The following is a 20,706-nucleotide window of genomic DNA, read 5'->3' as shown; positions in this document are numbered from 1 at the left end:
CATATACTCTACTTATTTATTAATTACTGTCTGGGGGTACCACTACGGTGAACTGGATCCTGCTTACCACGCTACTTGCATCATTATTCTTGACTGTAGCGTTTACTCCCAAACCTACAACTTGTATAACACCTATACCAATTTTACCGTCAGCGGACTGCTCTGTTGAGTTCGCTGTTGTCACTGCGACATCGAAGTGTACTCCGTTGTTCGGACTAGAGATTTCTATATAAGAACTTTTCCCAGTCACCTTACTCGCATCCGATAATCCCTTATTTATATCGGAAAGGGCTCCGGCGACAAAATCATCAAGCTTCATACCGTTATTTTAGCATAGTAATAGCTTTATTCGGCGATAATTAAGGTGCTGAGTTAGGTCCTCTGAATTGTTAATAAAATATCGTGGCCCTCCTCTTTTATACTAATTAACGAACGTAGTAATATATTAGGTGTCTAATTAATTTACAAATGTTTAATCAATTCACCAGTAAATACCTAGCAAAGCTTCTTTCTTATGGACTGACTTCCATGGTTTTAGTTATCCCTGTATTTATTTATTTTTTACTTACTAGTAGTCTTTGGCTAGGGGTATTGTCGGTAGGAGTATTCCTATTTTTCGTGGCATACGGAACATATAAAGAGCTTGTAGATAAGGTCAGCTCTGAAACACAAATCGCCATCGCTTTACTAAAACAGAAGCTAGAAACTTCTGAAGCCAAGGAGAGTATGTGGAGACAATCACTTAAAGAGCGGGCATCTGGATTTCCCAGTCTCTTCAAGAATATTTCAAATTATGAAAAATTGATGGACGACGCACTTTCTGGGTACCTAACCAGAAAATCGCACCCAGCGTATTCTTCATCCGAAATCGTCAAATTAGAAGCTAAGAGGAGACGAGAAGCGGAAACATCACAACGAGTGACTCAATCTATTATCGAGTATTACGAGAACATAGCCCCATTTTTATTAGATTACAAAGAGCAGGAATTTGATGAAAACGAAGAAATAGCGGCTGGTTATAGTGAGGAAGAAAGCGCCGACCCGGTTACAAACTTCCTCACAAAAGACGAATATCACAAACTTTCCTCTGCGGAAAGAAATCAAATGGCACTTGATCGGTTTTGGAAGCGCCCCAATAAGCCCAAATGGTTGTTGGGTAGATTATATGAGCGGTATGTTGGATATTTGTACGAGACGGCCGGCTATGATGTCGAATACACCGGCATATTTAAGGGTTATGAAGACTTAGGTCGAGACTTAATTTGTGCTAAAGGAAAAGAAATAGTGGTAATACAGTGCAAAAACTGGTCGCAATTTAAAACAATATTCGAAAAACATATTTTCCAATTCTTCGGGACTGTTTTTCAGTACAAAGATCAAAACCCAAATAAAAAGGTGACCGCCGTCTTCTATACGACAACTGAGGTATCAGATTTAGCTAGGCGGTTCGGTGGTGAGCTGGGTATAGAGATAAAAGAAAAGTTTAAAATGTTAAACGAATACCCTTGCATTAAATGTAATATATCAAAGGTTGACGGCGCTAAAATTTACCATTTGCCATTTGATCAGCAATACGACAACACTAAGATAGAAAAATCAAAGGGGGAGATATACTGCCAAACCGTAGGCGAAGCCGAGAGCAACGGCTTCAGAAGAGCATACAGATGGCACGCTGCTAAAGAAACCTCAGCCGCCTAAACAAAATTCTGCAGTGGTCTCCCGAACAGCTTTGTACTCTTTGATGTTGCATAGTTTTCTGTAGTCTGGTAGTAGTTGCTCACGTATTCGACGAGGCGGTACCACGTAAAAATATTGGCGAATTGCAGCTTCGCTTGCAATGAGTCTAGATTTTTACAGTGTGGCGTTTAATTCGAGCATAGCGAGAATTATTACGCCACTAGTAAACCTGTCGCCAATCTTTAACGTGGCACAGCCATTTTTATTAGGTATATAATTTAAATATGCTCTCTAATCTTTCCGCTACTTCACCGATTCTTGATTTTTATTTTAAGTATTCTTGGGTTTTAATAATTTTGGTTTTAGTCGATGTGATCCTTAAAGGTATGGCCCTGTGGCAGGCCGGCCGAAATAATCAAAAAAGCTGGTTTGTGGCTTTGTTTTTACTGAACACCGTTGGGGTATTACCGATTATTTACCTACTGTTTTTTAAGAAGACTCCTACGCAGTAGTTGTCAAAACTTTAGTTTAGTGTTTACAAGAAAGATTGCGGAAAGTTAGTAAGATGGTACGTTTGTGTCGCTTGATGGAAGGACTGGCTCTGGAAGTGTCGTACCGTTGTTGAGCGGCAGGTTCTGCTCGGAATTTTGAAGTTGCTGTTGTTGCATTTGGTTGGCGCGGTTGAGGGCTTCCTTAGGATTAATAGCCACTAACAAAATTGAGCCGAAGAAAAATATTATAGCGATCAAAATTGGTAGACAGGTTATACAGGTCACTAGGGCTTTAATCGATTTTTTCCATTTCGCCCAAAACCACATTAGCGCAAACCCGACCGGATAAACAAAAATCAAAAGTAGAATCGTGACAATTGTCCGCGTGTCTTCGGTCTCTCCCGCCGGCTTAACTACCGGTGGAGTTTGCGGAGCGACTGGCGGAATGGGTGTGGCGTTGATAGTTTTTTCTGGCATTAAGTATATAATCCTCTTGAAGCAACTATTTGTCAACACCTGGGTTGCTGGTGATTCATGAATCGTTCTTACTACTATATAATGTAGCCTTATGTCGACATCTCGCACTAAAACACCTACTAAGGAGGAAACACCGCGAACTGTCATTCTTACGGCCGACAGTGTTAAAAAGCTGCAAAAAGAGTTAAAAGATATTATTAAAGTGAAGCAACCGGCTTTATCGAAAAAGTTGGCGCTAACAGCGTCATTCGGCGATTTACCGGAAAACCACGCTTGGGATAATGCTCAGGAAGAACAGGCTTTTTTGCTGGGCCGAAAAGCCGAGATCACAGCACTTTTAACAATCGCCAAAATTGTCCCTAGTGGTGAAAGTGACATTGTTGCCATCGGGTCCAAAGTGACAGTGAAAAGCGAGCACGGTCAAGAAACCTTTAAAGTAGTTGACACCACGGAGGCCAACCCGATCAAGAAACTTATTTCTTTTGATTCACCACTTGGGCAAGCACTACTTGGTCGAAAAGTTGGGTCAGAAGCAATCCTAAAGGCTGGTAATTCCCAAACCTCTTTTAGGATCCTAAAAATTTCGTAGTACAAACCCTTGACTTTGGCCGGTTTTCTGCTATAATATATGGTTAGAAGGTGATAATTTCGTTACGATTCCTTGCGAATCTTTTTGAAGTAGTCACCCGTTTACGAAAGAAGGTGACTATATACTAATGGATTATCAACAAAGAGCTCCTCGTCAAATGTTTGACGTGTCTTCTTTAGGATTAACTTGCGCTCAATGCAATGCCGCCGTAACTGAACTTCCTTTCCAACCTACTAAAAAGCAGGATGGAACTTTTGGAAAGATTTACTGTCGGGATTGTAACAAGCAGAGGATGCAAAACCGTCCTCCCCGAAGTTACTAAACTGAAGGTGAATTAAACACTGATTCCTCGGGTAAAACCGGGGAATCTTTGTTTTTTCTATATTAATTTTTAACGCTCGGCTTCGCCTCGCTACCAATTCTCGCGAGGCGCTCAAATTGTAACAAGCAGAGGATGCAAAATCGTCCTCCCCGAAGTTACTAATTTGAAGTAGATTAAACATTAACTCCTCCAAGAAATTGGGGGAGTTTGTGTTTCCCACGGTTTCTATTTTATTATACCGCTATAACAAGTTACCAGCGACAAATCTCTCGGTAGGGGAAAGGTCATCGAAAGGCGGTCTAGCTGGACTAACTGACCTCGATGAAAGTCGGGGTTTTTTATTTGGTTAGTTTGACGAGACTAAAACTGACAGTTGACAAAATTCTCATTTGTGGTAAAAGTAACTAACTTAGGTGATGGTTTCCAATATTAACGCAATTAGTTAGATAGCCGATTAGATTTGATAGGCAGTAGTAGTACCGCCATGTTTCGTTCCTAAACTTATGAGGCAAACTTTTGGTGAACAAACCCGAGAAATCCTACCCCTGCCTAATCTTAGTAGCATTCAGCGCGATTCTTTTGATTTCTTCAAAAAAAATGGCATCTCCGAAATCTTAGATGAAGTTAATCCTATCAAAGATAACACCGGGCGCAACTGGGAAGTGTCTTTTGAAAGTCCCAGGATCGATAAACCAAATTCCACTATTGCCGATTCCTTAAAATACGATATTACTTTTGATGCTCCTTGGTATCTCACCGTAAAACTAACCGATGCCAACACCGGCAAAAACCGGAAGCAGGAAATTTACATGGGTGATATTCCCCTCATGACGGAGCAGGGTACCTTCGTTATTAATGGGGTGGAACGAGCGGTTATTAATCAGTTAGCTCGTTCCGAAGGCGTTTTATTTAGTGATGAATACGATAAAGCTACCGGGGCGCGTTTAGCCGGAGCTAAAATTCTCCCGAAAAACGGGGCTTGGCTTGAAATAGAAACCTCTAAAAGCGGTGTTCTGTCCGTTAAGATTGATCGTCGTCGTAAACTAACAATCACTACTTTATTACGTCTCTTTGGTTTGGAAAGCAACGATAAAATTCGGGTCGCTTTTAAAGACATAGATACTAACAACGAACTTTCTTACATCGAAAAAACTTTAGAGAAAGACGTAGCCACTTCTTACAACGAAGCTTTATTGGAATTTTATCGAAAGATGCGTCCCGGGGAGCCGTTAGTAATCGAAAACGCTAAATCTCTAGTTGAAGCAATGTTCTTCAATCCCAGACGTTACTCTTTAGGAAAAGTGGGTCGTTTTCGTTTAAACCAAAAAATGGGGATTGACACGCCTAATGACCCCGAACATCGCCTCTTAACCATCACCGACTTAGTAAAAATAGTCGGTCGAGTGATCGAAATGAATAACGGCTCTAAATTTGTGGATGACACTGATAGTTTAGCCAACCGTCGGATCAGAAGCGTCGGAGAATTGCTACAGTTACAGGCCCGCGTCGGCTTTTTGCAGATGGAACGTAATATTAAGGAGCGAATTGCCCTGCAGCCCCGCGAAGAACTGTGTGATCCGGCCGTCCTAGTCTCACCCCGTCCCGTCGCTGCCCGCTTGCATGCTTTCTTTGCTTCCGGTCAACTCTCACAATTTCAAGAGCAGACCAATCCTTTGGCCGGCCTTGATCACCTTCGTCGTTTGTCAGTTCTTGGTCCCGGCGGTTTAACTCGCGAACGGGCTTCTTTTAGCGTTCGTGATGCTCATTACAGCCATTATGGTCGCATTTGCCCTACCCGGACTCCAGAAGGCTCTTCCATTGGACTTATCACTTACTTGGCTTTGCATGCTCGAGTTAACGAATATGGTTTTGTGGAAACTCCATATCGAAAATTGAAACACGAAACTGACGGTCGAGTGCGAGTGACCGAAGAAGTGGAATTTTTAGCGGCTTACGAAGAAGATAAATTTTATACTACTGATACTTCGGTTTCTATCGATTCTAAAGGTTACATCACCAGTGTTAAAGTGCCGCTTCGAAAAGGATCGGAATTTGTTCTTGGAGATCCTAAATTAGCATCCTACATCGACGTTATTGCTGAACAAACAGTTGGCTTAACCACGTCCTTGATTCCATTCCTTGCCAATGACTATATTGCCAGGGCACTAGTGGGTACTCAACAGGCTTCCCAAGCGGTGCCGTTAGTCCGGCCACAAGCGCCAATTGTGGGAACCGGTATGGAAAAGGTAACTTCCGATAATTCCGGAATTCTGCTTACGGCCTCTGAAGCCGGTGTTGTTACCGAAATTACCGGCGAAACCGTCGTCGTTACCGGGAAAGACAGTAATAAGAAGAAAATATATTTCTTGAAGAAATTCGTGCAGTCCAACATGAAGACCTGCTATAACCAACGAGTAGCTGTCAACGTTGGCGATAAGGTCAAAGTAGGCTCCGTTCTCGCTGAAGGGCCCGCTTCCGAAAATGGAGAATTGGCTTTAGGAACCAACCTTAAAATTGCTTACATGTATTGGCATGGTTATGGTTACGAAGACGCAGTGATTATTTCCAGCCGCTTAGTCATTGAAGACGTTTTAACCTCGGTGCACATTACCGATCATACGGTGCAGGTTTTGGAAACTAAACTGGGGAATGAAGAAGTCACTGCTGATATTCCTAACGCCTCTGAAGAATCATTACGAAATTTAGATGAAAATGGCATTGTTATAATTGGGGCCAAGGTAAAGGCCGGCGACATTTTGGTCGGAAAAATCGCTCCCAAAGGGGAATTAGAACTCTCCGCCGAAGAGCGACTACTGCGGGCTATTTTCGGTGAAAAAGCCGAGGAAGTCCGCGACAATTCTTTGCGCATGCCTCATGGTGAGCAGGGAACGGTGATTGGCGTTAAAGTTCTTACAAAGGCTGAAAATGATGAACTTTCAACCGGAGTGATTAAAGAGATTAAAGTTTTTGTAGCTCAGGAGCGCAAGATTTCGGTTGGTGACAAACTAGCCGGGCGTCACGGAAACAAAGGTGTGATCGCTAAAATCGTGAGAGCTGAGGACATGCCTTATACGGCCAGTGGCGAGCCAATTGATATCATCTTATCTCCGGCGTCCATGTTCTCTCGAATGAATCTTGGTCAGTTATATGAGGCTCACTTAGGGGCTTGTGGGGTGGCTTTACATAAGAATTATGAAGTGCCTTCGTTTAAGCACGTGTCGATGGAAACTTTAGCGTTGGAATTAAAAGAAGCGGGATTGCCGGTTTCCGGTAAGCAGCTATTGATTGATGGCCAAACCGGAGAATTTTTTGATCACGAAAGTGTGGTTGGCAGTGCTTATATCTTTAAATTAATTCACATCGCTGAAGATAAAATGCATGCTCGCAGTACCGGGCCGTATTCCTTAATCACGCAGCAGCCACTAGGAGGCAAGGCTCAATTTGGTGGTCAGCGCTTTGGAGAAATGGAAGTTTGGGCCTTGGAAGCCTATGGAGCAGCTCATACTTTGCAAGAAATGCTAACTATCAAATCCGACGATTTAATTGGCCGCACTAAAGCTTACCGGGCTATTTTGCAAAACCAAACTTTGCCGGAATCGGCTGTTCCCGAATCCTTCAAATTATTGGTCCGAGAGCTAAATGGTTTGGGACTAAAACTGGAAACGGTGGTTACTACTCCTCGAGAAGTGATCGTGGCGGAGCCGGTAATTTCCGAGGAAACGCCGGTCGCGACTCCGGTGGTTGATAAAATATTGGACATTCCTGAAGCCGAATTATTGGCCGTGGCGGAAACATAATTATGAATCAAATTGGCGCCCTTACAAGTTTCGATGCTCTAAAAATCAGTCTGGCGTCACCGGAGGATATTTTATCCTGGTCTCGCGGCGAGGTTACCAAACCGGAAACTATTAATTACCGAACTTTTAGGCCCGAAAAAGCCGGTCTCTTTTGTGAGGTAATCTTTGGCCCCACTAAAGATTACGAGTGTTATTGCGGTAAGTACAAGCGAATTCGTTTTAAGGGCGTAATTTGTGAAAAATGCGGCGTGGAGGTAACTCAAAAAAGAGTTCGCCGGGAGCGGATGGGTCATATTAAATTAGCAGCACCTGTTGCCCATGTGTGGTTTTTCCGAAATATTCCTTCTAAAATGGCCACCTTGCTTGAGGTTTCGCCACGCAGTTTAGAATCTGTCGTTTATTTCTCTTCATTTCTAGTCGTGGAAGTCGATGGCGATAAAAAGGCTCAAGTAATCTCTAATTTAGAGAAAGAACTGCTGAAGAAAAAAGATGAACTGCGTAAAGAAGTCGAAAAGCAATCCGAAGAAATTCTAGCGATCGCCGAAAGCGAAGCCAAAAAGATTGAAATTAAAGACAAAGCTCAAAAAGAGCTCGTTGCTAGTGAATTAAATCTCAAGGCCAAGAAGCAAGCGGCTAACTTACGAGAAACACTGGCGTCAAAGGAAGAAAATTGAGTTTAAAAAACTCGAAGGTAGTTTAGAGGATTTAACTTATTTAGCGACCTTAAGTGATAGTGAGTATGCCAGATTAGCCGATTTTGCCGATCAGTTCGCGGTCATCAAAACCGGAGCCGAGGCCATTCTTGGGGTTCTTGAAAAGCTTGATCTTACCGAAATTGCTCGTGATTTACGCTCTAAAATTGAAAAGGCCAACGGGCAGCGACTGGTCCGCTTAACTAAGCGCTTACGGGTGGTTGAAGGAATGCGCCGCGCAAAGATCAATCCTACGTGGATGATTATGAGCATGCTCCCGGTGATTCCGCCTGATTTGCGGCCTATGGTGCAGCTTGAAGGCGGTCGCTTTGCTACGTCTGACTTAAATGATTTGTATCGTCGCGTTATTAACCGCAACAATCGTCTAAAAAGACTTTTAGATTTAGGGGCCCCGGAAATTATCGTTCGTAACGAAAAGCGAATGCTACAAGAAGCAGTCGATTCTTTGCTTGACTCACCTCGTCAACAACGTCGTAGCGCCCCTCGTAAGGGCAACAAGGAAGAGCGTTCGCTATCAGATATGTTAAAAGGCAAGCAGGGCAGGTTTCGCCTTAATCTTCTAGGCAAGCGGGTCGATTATTCCGGTCGCTCAGTCATTGTTGTCGGTCCAGAATTAAAATTCAACGAGTGCGGACTTCCCAAAGAGATGGCTTTGGAGCTTTTTAAACCGTTCGTGCTACGTGAAATATTATTGCGAGGACTGGCTCCAAATATTAAAAGCGCCAAGATGTTTTTGGAAACCAGAGACGCCGCCGTATGGGATATTTTGGAAGAAATTACCATTAATTATCCGGTAATGCTTAACCGCGCTCCTACTTTATGGCGTCTGGGTATTCAAGCTTTTTATCCGAAATTAGTTTCCGGTAACGCCATTCAATTGCATCCTTGCGTTTGCCCGGGCTTTAATGCCGACTTTGATGGTGATCAAATGGCCGTTCACGTGCCTCTTTCCGATGCCGCCATCGCCGAAACCAAAGATATAATGCTTGCTCCTTTGAATATTCTACGCCCTAGTTCCGGTGAAATTATGCACGGCCCGGGCCGAGAAATGATTTTTGGAATTTATTACTTAACTAGCACCGATACATTGCTTCCTGTCTACAAATCCGTTCTAACACCGACGGAAGCTCTAAGTGCCGAAGCTTGTGGTGTCATCGCTCTTCGTCAACGAGTAAACCTGCGCATCAATGGCGAAACTATTGAGTCCACGGTCGGTCGGATTATTTTTAATCAAAACTTACCGGTGTCTTTAGGATTTAGAAATCAAACTTTTGATCGTAAGAACTCGGATAATTTAGTTCAAGAAGTTTTGGCTAAATTGGGTCGAGAAGAGACAGTGGCCGTTATCGATGTTTTTAAGAGTTTAGGCTTTAAATACTGCACTATTTCAGGGTATTCCTTGGCTATCTCGGACTTTAGTATTCCGGCCGGGAAAACGGTGTTACTAAACGCAGCGATTGAAAAAGTTTCTGAAATTGATCGCAACTATCACCGCGGTTTAATTACTCCATCGGAAAAGACTCGTTTGGCGATCGAAATTTGGAAGTCGGTTTCGAATGATATTGAAAAACTGGCTTGGGATAATCTACCAGCTGATTCTGTCGCTAAAACTATGATTGGCAGCGGTGGCGTTAAGGGTACTAAGTCACAATTAAAGCAAATTTCCGGCATGCTTGGTTTAGTGACCACGCCAACCGGGGAAATCGTAGAAATGCCGGTCCTATCTAACTACGTCGAAGGTTTATCGACCACCGAATACTTCTCCTCATCCCGAGGGACTCGTAAAGTGCTTACCGATAAGGCTTTATTAACCGCTGATGCCGGTTACTTAACTCGTCGTTTAGTGGATGTGGCTCAGGACGCGATTATTCGCGAAGACGATTGTGGAACTACCGATGGCCGCGCCGTCAATCGCGACGATGAAACTTTTATCGCCTCTTTTGGGGATCGACTGGTGGGTCGTTATTTATTAAATGACGTTACCGAGGGCCACAAGGTGCTGGCTCGGGCTAATACGTTAGTGACCGTTGATTTAGCGGAGATAATTTCGGCTTCCAAAATCGATTCCGTGATCGTTCGGTCACCGCTAACTTGCAAGACTCATTTTGGTGTTTGCACGAAATGTTACGGCACTGATTTGTTAACCGGTAATTTAGTTCACGAAGGCTCTGCTGTCGGGGTGATTGCCGCTCAAGCTATTGGCGAACCGGGTACCCAGCTCACTTTAAGAACCTTCCATACCGGAGGACTAGTCGGAGTTAAGGATATTACTCAAGGCATTCCGCGGATTGATGAGGTCTTTGAGGCCCGAATTCCTAAACAATTAGCCGTAATGAGCGAGATTGCCGGTAATGTGGAACTGGTTGAGGATGGCGAAGTTCGTCAAATAATCGTTCATCCGGTTGATAAAAAAGAGCTTGACGTCACCTACAGTGTGGCCCAGACGACGGAGATCATAGTTAAGGCTGGGGTCCAGGTTCTACCAGGCACGCCATTAACAGCCGGTCATTTAGATTTACGGGAATTGCTTTCTGTCGTGGGGGTGGCCCAAACAGAGACTTACATTATTAATGAAATTCAACGAGTCTACGCTTCTCAAGGGGTACTCCTTAATGACAAGCATGTAGAAGTAATTGCCAGACAGATGTTTAATAAAGTCCAAATCGAAACTATTGGTGATACCGATCTTTTGATCGATGAAATTACCAATCGCTCCGACTTCGAAGCCACCAATAATCGAGTCCTCGCTTCCGGTGGGGAACCGGCTGTGGGTCGTATCATAATCCTGGGGATTACCAAGTCGGCTTTAGAAACCGCTAGTTTCTTATCAGCGGCGTCCTTCATGACCACGACCACTGTTTTGACAGAAGCCGCGTCCTCTGGTAAAGTCGACAGGCTCCTAGGTCTTAAGGAGAACGTTATCATTGGGCGTCTAATCCCGACCGAGCAAACGGCCAATTTAAAAAAGAAATATGCCAACAATTAACCAATTGGTCCGCAAGGGCCGAGTTACCATTAAAAAACGCTCCAAAGTTAAGGCCTTAAAAGAGGTCTATAACTCCCGGACCCGCCATTTAAAAGTGGCTCCGGCCCCGTTCAAAAGAGGGGTGTGTTTGGCTGTTAAAACCATGACCCCTAAAAAGCCAAATTCGGCTTTACGAAAAGTGGCCAGGGTACGTCTCTCTAACAATAAAGAAGTTACCGCTTATATCCCTGGGGAAGGCCATAATCTGCAGGAACACTCAGTGGTCCTGGTGCGCGGTGGCCGCGTCAAAGATCTACCGGGAGTGCGCTTTACTATTATTCGAGGGCATTACGATTTAGCGGGAGTGGAAGGCCGAAAGCGAGAACGCAGTAATTACGGCACCAAACGGCCGAAGGTTAAATAATATTATGTCACGTTCAGGAATTATTAACAAAAAACCTAAAGAACTCGACTCCGTTTATAAATCGCGGGTAGTGACTCGTTTACTGTCACTCGTGATGCGGGGTGGGGAAAAAGCCACTGCCAAACGCTTAATCTACGCGGCACTTGCTCGTTTGTCGCCAGACACAAAGGAAGCGGCCACGCAATTTGAGCAGGCTGTTAAATTAGTGATGCCAAAAATGGAAGTGCGTAGCCGGCGGGTTGGTGGAGCTAATTATCAAGTGCCTATGCCATTAAAGCATGAGCGCAGTGAGGCTTTAGCTCTGCGTTGGATGGTCACTGCCGCTCGGGCCCGTAAAGGTAAACCGTTTGAGGAAAAGTTTTTCTTAGAAATTAAAGATGCTTTAAACAACACTGGTGCTGCCATTAAAAAGCGCGATGACGTCCACCGGATGGCTGAAGCCAACAAAGCCTTCGCCCACTTTAAATTCTAAAATAAAGAAGCCTGTTTGGTGTTTATTCAAACAGGCTTGCTACGAAACCCTACTTAGTTTTTTACAGACACGTCTCGTTTGGATCAAGATTGAAAGTTTCAATGAGTTGCTGTGACAATTCTCTCAATTCATTCAACCCTAATTGAGCCATGAATCCCAGAAATCCAAAACTAAAAGAGGCATGTGGGTATTTAGGGTTGCATCTTAGCGTCATAGTTACTCCTGGTAACTCGATTTCAGTTATTCGGTTAATGACACTAGGCCAGGCTTTCACAAATTGATCAAGCGTGCAGTTGAGTTTACGAGCCGCCGCTGCCGAATGGATCTCATACCTAGCTACCTCAACGATCCCAGGTTTAATATAATCAACAGCTCTTTTTACTTCCTGCGATTTACTGCTGTTTTTTTGCTGGAACCACATTATTCCTAGTTGTACCAATATGCCGGGAGTATAACTGCCATCCAGATGTTTGTGAGAGGTTTTTGTTAAATAAAACAGATCTCCCACGTTAACTACTATCGCTGACATTTTCTAATCTCCTTCGTTATCTTCCTTTGTTTTTCGATTTCGCATCGAATGGCGGAAATATAGCACTTACAAAGTTTAAACACAATTTTTACACCCCAACCATTGACAGCCACTAGTCTCTTTTGCTATAACTCCCCGTACTGACATATGGCCGAGATAAATCAAAACACAAAAGAATACCCACTTGATCACGTTCGCAACATCGGCATTATCGCTCATATTGATGCCGGTAAAACCACGACTACTGAGCGAGTTCTTTATTACACCGGTAAAACTCACAAAATCGGCGAAGTACACTATGGCGATACTCAGATGGATTGGATGGATCAGGAGCGCGAACGGGGCATCACTATCACCTCCGCCGCTACCACTTGTTTTTGGAAAGATTATCGCATCAACATCATTGATACCCCTGGCCACGTCGATTTCACCGCTGAAGTGCAACGTTCTTTACGCGTTCTTGATGGCGGCGTTGTCCTCTTCGATGGCGTTTCCGGTGTCGAACCGCAAAGCGAAACGGTCTGGCGTCAAGCCGATGGCTTTAATGTACCTCGACTTTGTTTTATCAATAAATTGGATCGGATGGGGGCTAATTTTAAATTCGATGTCGCCAGTATTGTTGATCGTCTGGGAGCTAAAGTGGCGGTTCTTCAAATTCCAATGGGCCTGGAGGATAACTTTCGGGGCATTATTGATTTAATAAAAATGAAAGCGATCACCTTTGAGGGTGATTTAGGGGAAACTATCATTGAAGCCGAAATTCCCGAAGAATTTGCAGCCGAAGCCAAAGAATATCGGGCTCAACTGGTCGAAGCCATTGCTGAAACTGACGACACACTACTTAACAAGTTTTTTGCCGGTACTGAAATTACCATTCCGGAACTCAAAGTGGCCCTGCGAAAAGCTACCATTAGCTCGGTTTTAAAGCCGGTGCTTTGTGGTAGCGCTCTTAAAAATAAAGGGGTCCAATTAATGTTGGACGCGGTTCTTGACTATTTACCGTCACCGCTCGACCGTCCGGCCGTTATTGCCACAAAAGAAGATGGGACTACCGTTCCTCTAATTGCCGATGAAAATGGCCCTTTTATGGCCTTAGCCTTTAAGATTCAAACTGATCCTTTTGTCGGTCGTTTAACCTATTTTAGAATCTATAGTGGTAAGGTTCAAGCTGGATCTTACATTTATAATAGTAATAAAAATGAGGACGAACGGTTGTCTCGTCTTTTATTAATGCATGCCAATCATCGTGAAGAAATTAAGGAACTCGGAGCCGGAGAAATTGGAGCGGCCGTGGGGTTAAAAAATACTTTTACCGGTGAGACGCTGTGTGATCCTAAAAATCCCATGGTGCTAGACACTATTAAATTTCCGGATCCGGTCATCTCCGTGGCCATTGAGCCCAAAACCAAAGCCGATCAGGAAAAAATGGGTATGGCCCTGCATCATCTGGCAGAAGAAGACCCAACGTTTAAGATTCGCACCGACTCCGAAACTGGTCAAACCCTTATTTCCGGAATGGGCGAACTTCATTTAGAAATTTTAGTGGATCGCATGAAGCGTGAATTTAAAGTGGACGCTAGTGTTGGGAAGCCAATGGTGGCCTATCGAGAAACTATTAGAGCCGAGGCCGAACAAGAAGGTAAGTATATTCGGCAATCCGGGGGCCACGGTCAATATGGTCACGTCTGGATTCGTTTATACCCTCGGGCTCGCGGCGAAGGCTTTGAATTTAAAGATGAAGTGGTGGGCGGCTCCATTCCCAGAGAATTTATTCCGGCGGTGCAAAAAGGAGTTAAAGAAGCTCTTGATCGCGGAGTTATGGCCGGTTACCCGATCGTCGATGTCGGCGTTGCTCTATATGATGGGTCTTTTCACGAAGTCGACTCTTCCGAAATGGCTTTCAAAATTGCCGCTATCGAAGCTTTTCGTGATGGCTGTAAAAAAGCCAATCCGGTCCTCTTGGAACCAATTATGAATTTAGACGTGGTGACTCCGGAAGAATTTCTGGGAGACGTTATTGGTGATATTTCCTCGCGTCGCGGTCAAATCGAAGGCACCGAAGCTCGTGGTAATGCCAAGGCCATTCAAGCTAAAGTGCCAATGTCCTCCATGTTTGGTTATGCTACTGAGCTGCGGAGCATGACTCAAGGTCGAGCCTCTTTTACTTTGGAGCCTAGTCATTACGCCGAAGTTCCGGATAGTATTGCATTGACTGTTGAGAAGAGGTAGAATGGAGCGGCCTATCACGTCGCTTAGTTAAAAATCAGTAGTGTTCGATCAAGAATTTTGACCGAATAATATTGGATTTTACGCCGCTTTTTTTAAATCTCTAAGATAGATCGACTGTAGATTTTAGGCTTTGACGCGCCTTAAAATTTCCAAACGATCGAAAGGAAAGTTATGCCCGAATTCGTTCGGAATAAGCCTCACGTAAATGTAGGCACCATCGGTCACGTTGATCACGGTAAGACGACTCTTACCGCCGCTATTACCAAATACCTGTCCGGTAAAGGTCAGGCTGAGTTTAAAGCCTACGATAAAATTGATAGCGCTCCCGAGGAAAAAGCTCGCGGTATTACTATTAACATCGCTCACGTGGAATACGAAACCGACAAGCGGCATTACGCCCACGTTGACTGTCCAGGACACGCCGATTTCATTAAAAACATGATTATCGGGGCCGCTCAAATGGATGGAGCAATTCTCGTTGTCTCAGCACCCGATGGTCCAATGTTACAAACCAAAGAGCATATACTGCTCGCGCGTCAGGTAAACGTTCCTTCCATGGTTGTTTTTATGAACAAGACCGACATGGTCAAGGACGCTGAACTTTTAGACTTGGTCGAAATGGAAGTTAGGGAACTGTTAACTAAGCAGGGCTATGATGGTGCTAATACTCCAATCATCCGTGGTAGCGCTTTAAAGGCTTTGGAGGGAGATCTCGAGGCTCAAAAAGCCATTGCCGAGCTATTAGATGCCGTCGATAGCTATATTCCAACGCCGACCAGGGATTTAGAAAAACCGTTCTTAATGCCGGTCGAAGATATCTTCTCGATTGCCGGTCGGGGTACTGTGGCTACCGGTCGTATTGAGCGAGGCAAGATTGATCTTAACGATGATGCCGAAATCGTGGGTATTCGTCCCACCGTTAAGACCGTCATTACCGGAATTGAAATGTTCCACAAATCAATGCAGGAAGCCCAAGCTGGCGATAACGTTGGAATTCTTCTGCGGGGAGTGGAGCGCGAAGGTATCGAACGCGGCCAAGTTCTGGCTAAACCCGGATCCATTAAACCGGCTTCAGAATTTGATTCTGAGGTTTATATTCTTACCAAGGATGAGGGTGGCCGTCATTCACCGTTTTTCTCGGGTTACCGTCCTCAGTTTTACATGAGAACGACAGATGTTACCGGAGAAATTACATTACCAATCGGAGTTGAAATGGTAATGCCTGGTGATAATGCTAAGATGCACGTGAAGTTAATTACTCCGGTCGCTGTTGAAGATGGTCTCCGTTTTGCCATTCGTGAAGGTAGCAAGACTGTCGGTTCCGGTGTAGTTACTAAGATTATTAGTTAATTTAAAGAATTAGATCGACCTGTCCTCCCGATAATCGGGAGGATTTGGTACTAAAGACTATGGCCACAAAAGGACGGATTCGAGTAAAATTAAGTTCTTATGATAACCGCATCATTGATCAGAGTGCGGAAAAGATTGTAGATACGGCGATTCGGACCGGCGCTAAAGTAGTTGGTCCCGTGCCTCTACCAACCGATCGGGAACACTTTACCGTTATTAAAGGCCCACACATCGACAAAAGAAGCGGTGACCATTTTGAAATTAGAACGCACCGCAGACTTATTGATATTTTAGAACCGACTGCTCAAACAATCGATCAGTTATCTCATTTGAATCTCCCGGCCGGGGTGGGGATTGAACTGAAGATGTGACTTTAATCAACTAGATGATATTAATATTAAGTATAAGGTCTAAATTAACGGGATTATTAATAATTAGACTTTATACTTGATACTTAATAGCGCGTCTTAGGAGATTTAAGTCCGCCAAATGGCGGATTAAATTTTAAAATATGGCGATCTTGATTTTAACCGGCACAAAACTTAATATGACTCAAATTTTTGAGGATACCGGAAAAGTTCGGATCGGCACTTACGTTAAGTTAGCTGATTTTCCGGATATTTTAGATGAGGTTACAGAAATTACTCGTTTAAGCGGTATTTCTAAAGGTAAGGGCTTTGCCGGAGTTGTTAAACGCTATCATTTTAACGGTGGGCCGGCGACACACGGTCAGAGCGATCGCGAACGCCATCCCGGCAGCAGTGGCCAAACCACTACTCCCGGTCGCGTTTACAAAGGTAAACGCCGTGCCGGCCGAATGGGTAACGATAGGGTAACTTTAACCGGCATTGAAATTCTAAAGAAAGATAAAATCGCCAAAACTTTATTGGTGGCTTGTCCGGTGCCGGGGGCTTATAACGGCCCTGTAATCTTGGAGATTGGGAAGAACTAATTATGGGAAACATACTTACAGTACCTCAATTTAATATCGACGGCGAAAAAATGGCTGATTATACTGTCAGCGTTGCTTTACCGGAAGTGGTAAACCAGGATTTATTGTCGCAAGTAATTCGGGTTTATCAAACTAATCAGCGTCAGGGAAATGCCAACGCTAAAACCCGCGGTGACGTTTCCGGTGGTGGCAAGAAACCGTGGAAACAAAAGCACACCGGGCGGGCGCGGGCCGGATCAACCAGATCGCCTATTTGGCGTCATGGTGGGGTAGCTCACGGGCCGGTCGCTCACGATTACAATGCCACAATTCCTGATAAAATGCGAACCGCAGCCTTTAAGATGGCTCTAAGTGATAAGATTAACTCGAGTAAAGTAGCGGTAATCGCCGGCCTCCCGGCTAAAATTGGTAGCCGTAAAATATCAACCACTTTTGGTAAAATCGTTGCCAAATCACCTTTTACCCTGGTTATTTCGGCGAAAACAGAAGATACATTAGCTAAGAGTTCTCGTAATTTAGCCGATATTAATATGAAAGCCCTAGAATCTTTTAATGCTTATGATATTATCTCGTCACCTTGGATTATCTTAAGTACGGCTGCCGCCAAGAAGTTTTTAAATTAATATGAATTTAACTAAAGTAATTATAAAACCTTTAATTTCCGAAAAAACTGTCGCTGCTGGTTCGACAAGCTCACCACAATATACTTTTTTAGTAAATAAATTAGCTACTAAAAATGAAATTAGAGAATCTTTAAAAAAGATTTTAGATGTTGACGTGGTTTCGATTCAAACTTTGATAATTTCTCGAAAAATTAAACGTTCCATTCAAAAATCTCGAGTTCAATATAAGACTCAGGCTTTAAAAAAAGCGATTGTGACTTTAAAAACCGGCCAGAAATTGGATTTTATTAATAAGAAGAGTAGTTAATATATGTCACTTAAATACAGTAAACCCACCACTTCATCCCGTCGCTTCTACGTTAAAGCCGTAGATGATGAAATTACCGTCAAAAAAGGCGGCGAAAAATCACTGTTAATGCCATATACCGGAGTGCCTGGTCGGTCTGGTGGCCGCGTTAGCACTCGTCACAAAGAACGAGGCGCCAAGAAGATGTTGCGAATGGTTGATTTTAAACGCGAAAAGCTAGAAGTGCCTGCCCGAGTGGCTACGATCGAATACGATCCCGGCCGCAGCGCAAATATTGCTTTAGTTGTTTACAAAGACGGCGAAAAACGTTATATTATAGCCCCGCAGGGGTTAAAAGTTGACTCGTTTGTTCAAAACGGTCCCACGGCTCCGGCCACCGTTGGTAACTTCCTACCTTTATTAAATATTCCCTTAGGTACCTTGATTCATAATATTGAGTTAGTGCCGGGAAAAGGCGGCATTATGGTGCGGGGGGCAGGCACCTCCGCAATTTTAATGTCAGCCGATAATGGTATGGTTAACATTAAATTACCGAGTGGTGAGGTTCGCCAGGTTAATGGAAAGTGCAGCGCCACGATTGGAACAGTTGGCAATGCCGATCACAAGAATCGGACTTTAGGTAAAGCCGGTCGCAGTCGCCATTTAGGCATTCGCCCAACAGTCCGCGGTGTCGCTCAGCATCCTAATTCTCACCCGCATGGTGGTGGTGAGGGCCGCAGTGGTATTGGAATGCCTGGTCCGAAAACGCCGTGGGGTAAGCCGGCTTTAGGCAAGAAAACTCGAGTTCGTAAGCAAACCAGCCGTTTTATTATTAAAGATCGGAGAATTGATTAATTATGTCAAGATCTGCAGCCAAAGGCCCGTACGTCGATGAGAAGTTACAGGCCAAAGTTATAAAAGCTAAAAACGAAGGTAATAAGGCGGTTATTAAAACTTGGAGCCGTCGTTCTTCTATTTCTCCGGAAATGGTAAGCCTTACTTTTGGGGTTCACAATGGTCGAACTCACGTTCCGGTCTTCGTTACAGAAGCGATGGTGGGCCATAAATTAGGTGAATTCTCATTAACCCGAACTTTTAGAGGTCACAGTAAAAAGGGTGTAGAAAAGCCAACTACCGCCGGGGCACCAGTTACGGCCGCTCCTAAAACACCGGCTAAGAAATGATAATTATGAATGCCACTTTTACCTCAAAATTAAATGATCGTCGTACAGGGCAAAAGAAAGTTCGCTTAATGGCGGATTTAATGCTTGGTAAAAGTGTTATTGAAGCCAAACGGATTCTGACTTTTAGCCCTCGCAAGGGCGCTTTCCTTCTCCTTAAGACTCTAAATAGCGCCGTCGCTTCGGCAAAAGATAGTGGCGTTAAATTGGAAAATCTTAAAATTGCTAAAGTTTTGGTTGATCAAGGGACTCCGATGAAACGAGCCAAAGCCGCTTCGCGCGGTCGAATGAATACCATTCACAAGCCAACTTCTCATATCACTGTGTCCGTCACCGAGGTTTCAACAACCAAAAAGGAGGCTAAATAATGGGTCAAAAAGTTAATCCTATTGGCTTTCGAGTGGGTGTTAATAAAAGCTGGAGTGCTCGTTGGTTTGGTGTTCCAGGCCGTGATTTTATTGCTAATCTTTTAGAAGACCAAAAAATACGCAAATATTTAGCCGAAAAATTAATTAACGCCGGTCTGGCGGGTGTTGAGATCGAGCGCAGTGTGGGGATTGCTAAGGCCACTGTTCGAGTCTCTCGGCCCGGAGTGGTAATTGGCCGGAGTGGTAGCGGGGCCGACTTAATTAAAAAAGATTTAGAGGCTATTAGCAAATCAAAAATCTCCTTAACCGTGGAAGAGGTTAAAAATCCTGAATCCACGGCCGCTATTGTTGCTTCCGATATTGCCCGGCAACTGGAGCGACGAATGACCACTAAACGCGTCATAAATATGGCCGCAGAACGGGCCATGGATCATGGCGCGCAAGGAATTAAAATTGTGGCTAAAGGTCGGATTGGTGGCGCCAAAATTGCTCGTCAAATGAGCTTATTCAAAGGTAAAGTGCCCTTGCAAACACTGCGTGCGCCAATTGATTACTCCGGAGCGACGGCTAACCTTAAATATTTTGGAACAGTGGGAATTAAAGTCTGGATTTATAAGGAGCCTAAAATTTAACTATGCCTGGTATAATGCTACCCAAACGTCAAAAATTCCGACGGCAAATGGATCGTAAAGCCGATACTTACGGCTCTCGGGGCACGACTATTTCTTTTGGTGAGGCGGGCCTAAAGGCGCTTGATTACGGTGTCTTAACTTCCCGTCAAATTGAATCGGCCCGTAAAGCGGTTACCCACTTTACTAAAAGAGGTGGCCGGCTTTGGATCCGAATCTTTCCGGATAAACCAATTACTAAAAAAGCCATTGGGGTGCGGATGGGTAGTGGTAAGGGAGCAGTTGATCACTACGCGGCCGTCATTACTCCCGGAAAATTGGTCCTGGAAATGAGCGGGCTTCCTCGGGAAACGATGGCAACAGCTTTAACTCGGGCCAGCCATAAATTACCAATTGCTACTAAAGTGGTTTTTGTAACCAGTGAGATTTTATGATTAAAGCCATAGAAGTAAGAAAACAATCTATTACCGAATTAAAAAAAATGGTCGCGGAGACGGAAATGAAGCTGGCTCGCACTAAAATGGATATTATTTTAGATAAATCGAAAAATACCAGTGAGCTGTCTAAATTACGGCGGACAATCGCTCAAGCGAAAACAATTATTGCCGAAAAAGAATTATTAGAAAATTAAT

General features: G+C 44.0%; 20 protein-coding genes and 2 pseudogenes. 19 read left to right on the top strand and 3 right to left on the bottom strand.

Features of this window, described 5'->3' with window-relative positions; genetic code table 11:
* Positions 1-19: 19 nt before the first annotated feature.
* Entirely contained in the window at positions 20-319 is a 300-nt protein-coding gene (locus tag NT141_02945; GenBank protein ID MCX6784000.1) for a hypothetical protein, read from the bottom strand.
* A 149-nt stretch (positions 320-468) separates the two neighbouring features.
* On the opposite strand from NT141_02945, the gene NT141_02940 reads away from it, so the two are divergent.
* On the top strand, positions 469-1,698 hold the full coding sequence (locus tag NT141_02940) for a restriction endonuclease (GenBank protein ID MCX6783999.1): 1,230 nt from the start codon (positions 469-471) through the stop codon (positions 1,696-1,698).
* 263 nt (positions 1,699-1,961) lie between these two features.
* On the top strand, positions 1,962-2,189 hold the full coding sequence (locus NT141_02935; GenBank protein MCX6783998.1) for a DUF5652 family protein: 228 nt from the start codon (positions 1,962-1,964) through the stop codon (positions 2,187-2,189).
* A gap of 45 nt (positions 2,190-2,234) precedes the next feature.
* Here NT141_02935 and NT141_02930 read toward each other — a convergent pair whose 3' ends face one another.
* Entirely contained in the window at positions 2,235-2,645 is a 411-nt protein-coding gene (locus NT141_02930) for a hypothetical protein (GenBank protein ID MCX6783997.1), read from the bottom strand.
* A 91-nt stretch (positions 2,646-2,736) separates the two neighbouring features.
* Between NT141_02930 and NT141_02925 the strand changes: the two genes are divergently transcribed.
* The 5 genes and pseudogenes from NT141_02925 (at position 2,737) to rpsG (ending at position 11,927) form a co-directional block, all read left to right on the top strand.
* Positions 2,737-3,234, top strand: a complete 498-nt coding sequence (locus tag NT141_02925; GenBank protein ID MCX6783996.1) for a GreA/GreB family elongation factor — start codon at positions 2,737-2,739, stop codon at positions 3,232-3,234.
* 825 nt (positions 3,235-4,059) lie between these two features.
* A complete protein-coding gene (locus NT141_02920) occupies positions 4,060-7,353 on the top strand; it encodes a DNA-directed RNA polymerase subunit beta (protein ID MCX6783995.1) in 3,294 nt (1,097 codons plus the stop codon).
* Between the two features lie 2 nt (positions 7,354-7,355).
* Positions 7,356-11,052, top strand: a pseudogene (gene rpoC / locus NT141_02915) (DNA-directed RNA polymerase subunit beta').
* On the top strand, positions 11,039-11,455 hold the full coding sequence (rpsL, locus tag NT141_02910; GenBank protein MCX6783994.1) for a 30S ribosomal protein S12: 417 nt from the start codon (positions 11,039-11,041) through the stop codon (positions 11,453-11,455). Before rpoC ends, rpsL begins: the two are co-directional and overlap by 14 nt.
* A 4-nt stretch (positions 11,456-11,459) precedes the next feature.
* Positions 11,460-11,927, top strand: a complete 468-nt coding sequence (gene rpsG / locus NT141_02905) for a 30S ribosomal protein S7 (GenBank protein MCX6783993.1) — start codon at positions 11,460-11,462, stop codon at positions 11,925-11,927.
* A gap of 61 nt (positions 11,928-11,988) precedes the next feature.
* On the opposite strand, the gene NT141_02900 is transcribed toward rpsG, so the two are convergent.
* Positions 11,989-12,456 (bottom strand): hypothetical protein, encoded by a 468-nt coding sequence (locus NT141_02900; GenBank protein ID MCX6783992.1) that lies wholly within the window; start codon positions 12,454-12,456, stop codon positions 11,989-11,991.
* 147 nt (positions 12,457-12,603) lie between these two features.
* Here NT141_02900 and fusA point away from each other — a divergent pair, with 147 nt between their 5' ends.
* From fusA to rpmC, 12 genes and pseudogenes are all read left to right on the top strand, one after another.
* Positions 12,604-14,685 (top strand): elongation factor G, encoded by a 2,082-nt coding sequence (gene fusA / locus NT141_02895; protein MCX6783991.1) that lies wholly within the window; start codon positions 12,604-12,606, stop codon positions 14,683-14,685.
* Positions 14,686-14,856: 171 nt separating this feature from the next.
* Complete coding sequence (gene tuf / locus NT141_02890; GenBank protein MCX6783990.1) at positions 14,857-16,035, top strand: elongation factor Tu; 1,179 nt, start codon at positions 14,857-14,859, stop codon at positions 16,033-16,035.
* A gap of 59 nt (positions 16,036-16,094) precedes the next feature.
* Positions 16,095-16,406 carry a 30S ribosomal protein S10 gene (gene rpsJ, locus NT141_02885; GenBank protein MCX6783989.1) on the top strand — a complete coding sequence of 104 codons (312 nt, stop codon included), beginning with the start codon at positions 16,095-16,097 and terminating at the stop codon, positions 16,404-16,406.
* A gap of 278 nt (positions 16,407-16,684) precedes the next feature.
* Positions 16,685-16,987 (top strand): annotated as a pseudogene (gene rplC, locus NT141_02880) (50S ribosomal protein L3).
* A 2-nt stretch (positions 16,988-16,989) separates the two neighbouring features.
* Positions 16,990-17,610: a 50S ribosomal protein L4 gene (gene rplD / locus NT141_02875; protein ID MCX6783988.1), complete on the top strand. Its 621-nt coding sequence runs from the start codon at positions 16,990-16,992 to the stop codon at positions 17,608-17,610.
* A 1-nt stretch (position 17,611) separates the two neighbouring features.
* Complete coding sequence (gene rplW, locus NT141_02870; protein MCX6783987.1) at positions 17,612-17,917, top strand: 50S ribosomal protein L23; 306 nt, start codon at positions 17,612-17,614, stop codon at positions 17,915-17,917.
* A gap of 3 nt (positions 17,918-17,920) precedes the next feature.
* Complete coding sequence (gene rplB, locus NT141_02865) at positions 17,921-18,751, top strand: 50S ribosomal protein L2 (GenBank protein MCX6783986.1); 831 nt, start codon at positions 17,921-17,923, stop codon at positions 18,749-18,751.
* Positions 18,752-18,753: 2 nt separating this feature from the next.
* On the top strand, positions 18,754-19,080 hold the full coding sequence (rpsS, locus tag NT141_02860) for a 30S ribosomal protein S19 (protein MCX6783985.1): 327 nt from the start codon (positions 18,754-18,756) through the stop codon (positions 19,078-19,080).
* Positions 19,081-19,085: 5 nt separating this feature from the next.
* Entirely contained in the window at positions 19,086-19,445 is a 360-nt protein-coding gene (gene rplV / locus NT141_02855; GenBank protein ID MCX6783984.1) for a 50S ribosomal protein L22, read from the top strand.
* The gene (rpsC, locus tag NT141_02850; protein ID MCX6783983.1) at positions 19,445-20,077 is read left to right on the top strand and encodes a 30S ribosomal protein S3; all 633 of its coding nucleotides are present in this window, start codon (positions 19,445-19,447) and stop codon (positions 20,075-20,077) included. The genes rplV and rpsC overlap by 1 nt, the downstream gene beginning before the upstream one ends.
* Positions 20,078-20,088: 11 nt before the next feature.
* Complete coding sequence (gene rplP, locus NT141_02845; protein MCX6783982.1) at positions 20,089-20,508, top strand: 50S ribosomal protein L16; 420 nt, start codon at positions 20,089-20,091, stop codon at positions 20,506-20,508.
* The gene (gene rpmC / locus NT141_02840; GenBank protein MCX6783981.1) at positions 20,505-20,705 is read left to right on the top strand and encodes a 50S ribosomal protein L29; all 201 of its coding nucleotides are present in this window, start codon (positions 20,505-20,507) and stop codon (positions 20,703-20,705) included. The genes rplP and rpmC overlap by 4 nt, the downstream gene beginning before the upstream one ends.
* The last annotated feature ends 1 nt before the right edge of the window (position 20,706 follow it).

It is taken from the genome of candidate division WWE3 bacterium (assembly GCA_026396615.1).
GTDB lineage: Bacteria > Patescibacteriota > WWE3 > JAPLWK01 > JAPLWK01 > JAPLWK01.
This window is presented reverse-complemented; position numbering and strand designations above follow the sequence as displayed.

Bases quoted from the DNA above. Each gene is read 5' to 3' on its own strand.
- NT141_02900 (MCX6783992.1), bottom strand. From the start codon at position 12,456: ATGTCAGCGATAGTAGTTAACGTGGGAGATCTGTTTTATTTAACAAAA.
- rplW (MCX6783987.1), top strand. From the start codon at position 17,612: ATGAATTTAACTAAAGTAATTATAAAACCTTTAATTTCCGAAAAAACT.
- rplV (MCX6783984.1), top strand. From the start codon at position 19,086: ATGAATGCCACTTTTACCTCAAAATTAAATGATCGTCGTACAGGGCAA.
- NT141_02930 (MCX6783997.1), bottom strand. From the start codon at position 2,645: ATGCCAGAAAAAACTATCAACGCCACACCCATTCCGCCAGTCGCTCCG.
- rpsG (MCX6783993.1), top strand. From the start codon at position 11,460: ATGTCACGTTCAGGAATTATTAACAAAAAACCTAAAGAACTCGACTCC.
- NT141_02920 (MCX6783995.1), top strand. From the start codon at position 4,060: ATGAGGCAAACTTTTGGTGAACAAACCCGAGAAATCCTACCCCTGCCT.
- NT141_02945 (MCX6784000.1), bottom strand. From the start codon at position 319: ATGAAGCTTGATGATTTTGTCGCCGGAGCCCTTTCCGATATAAATAAG.
- rpsL (MCX6783994.1), top strand. From the start codon at position 11,039: ATGCCAACAATTAACCAATTGGTCCGCAAGGGCCGAGTTACCATTAAA.
- rplB (MCX6783986.1), top strand. From the start codon at position 17,921: ATGTCACTTAAATACAGTAAACCCACCACTTCATCCCGTCGCTTCTAC.
- rpsC (MCX6783983.1), top strand. From the start codon at position 19,445: ATGGGTCAAAAAGTTAATCCTATTGGCTTTCGAGTGGGTGTTAATAAA.
- fusA (MCX6783991.1), top strand. From the start codon at position 12,604: ATGGCCGAGATAAATCAAAACACAAAAGAATACCCACTTGATCACGTT.
- rpsJ (MCX6783989.1), top strand. From the start codon at position 16,095: ATGGCCACAAAAGGACGGATTCGAGTAAAATTAAGTTCTTATGATAAC.
- rplD (MCX6783988.1), top strand. From the start codon at position 16,990: ATGGGAAACATACTTACAGTACCTCAATTTAATATCGACGGCGAAAAA.
- NT141_02940 (MCX6783999.1), top strand. From the start codon at position 469: ATGTTTAATCAATTCACCAGTAAATACCTAGCAAAGCTTCTTTCTTAT.
- tuf (MCX6783990.1), top strand. From the start codon at position 14,857: ATGCCCGAATTCGTTCGGAATAAGCCTCACGTAAATGTAGGCACCATC.
- NT141_02925 (MCX6783996.1), top strand. From the start codon at position 2,737: ATGTCGACATCTCGCACTAAAACACCTACTAAGGAGGAAACACCGCGA.
- NT141_02935 (MCX6783998.1), top strand. From the start codon at position 1,962: ATGCTCTCTAATCTTTCCGCTACTTCACCGATTCTTGATTTTTATTTT.
- rpmC (MCX6783981.1), top strand. From the start codon at position 20,505: ATGATTAAAGCCATAGAAGTAAGAAAACAATCTATTACCGAATTAAAA.
- rpsS (MCX6783985.1), top strand. From the start codon at position 18,754: ATGTCAAGATCTGCAGCCAAAGGCCCGTACGTCGATGAGAAGTTACAG.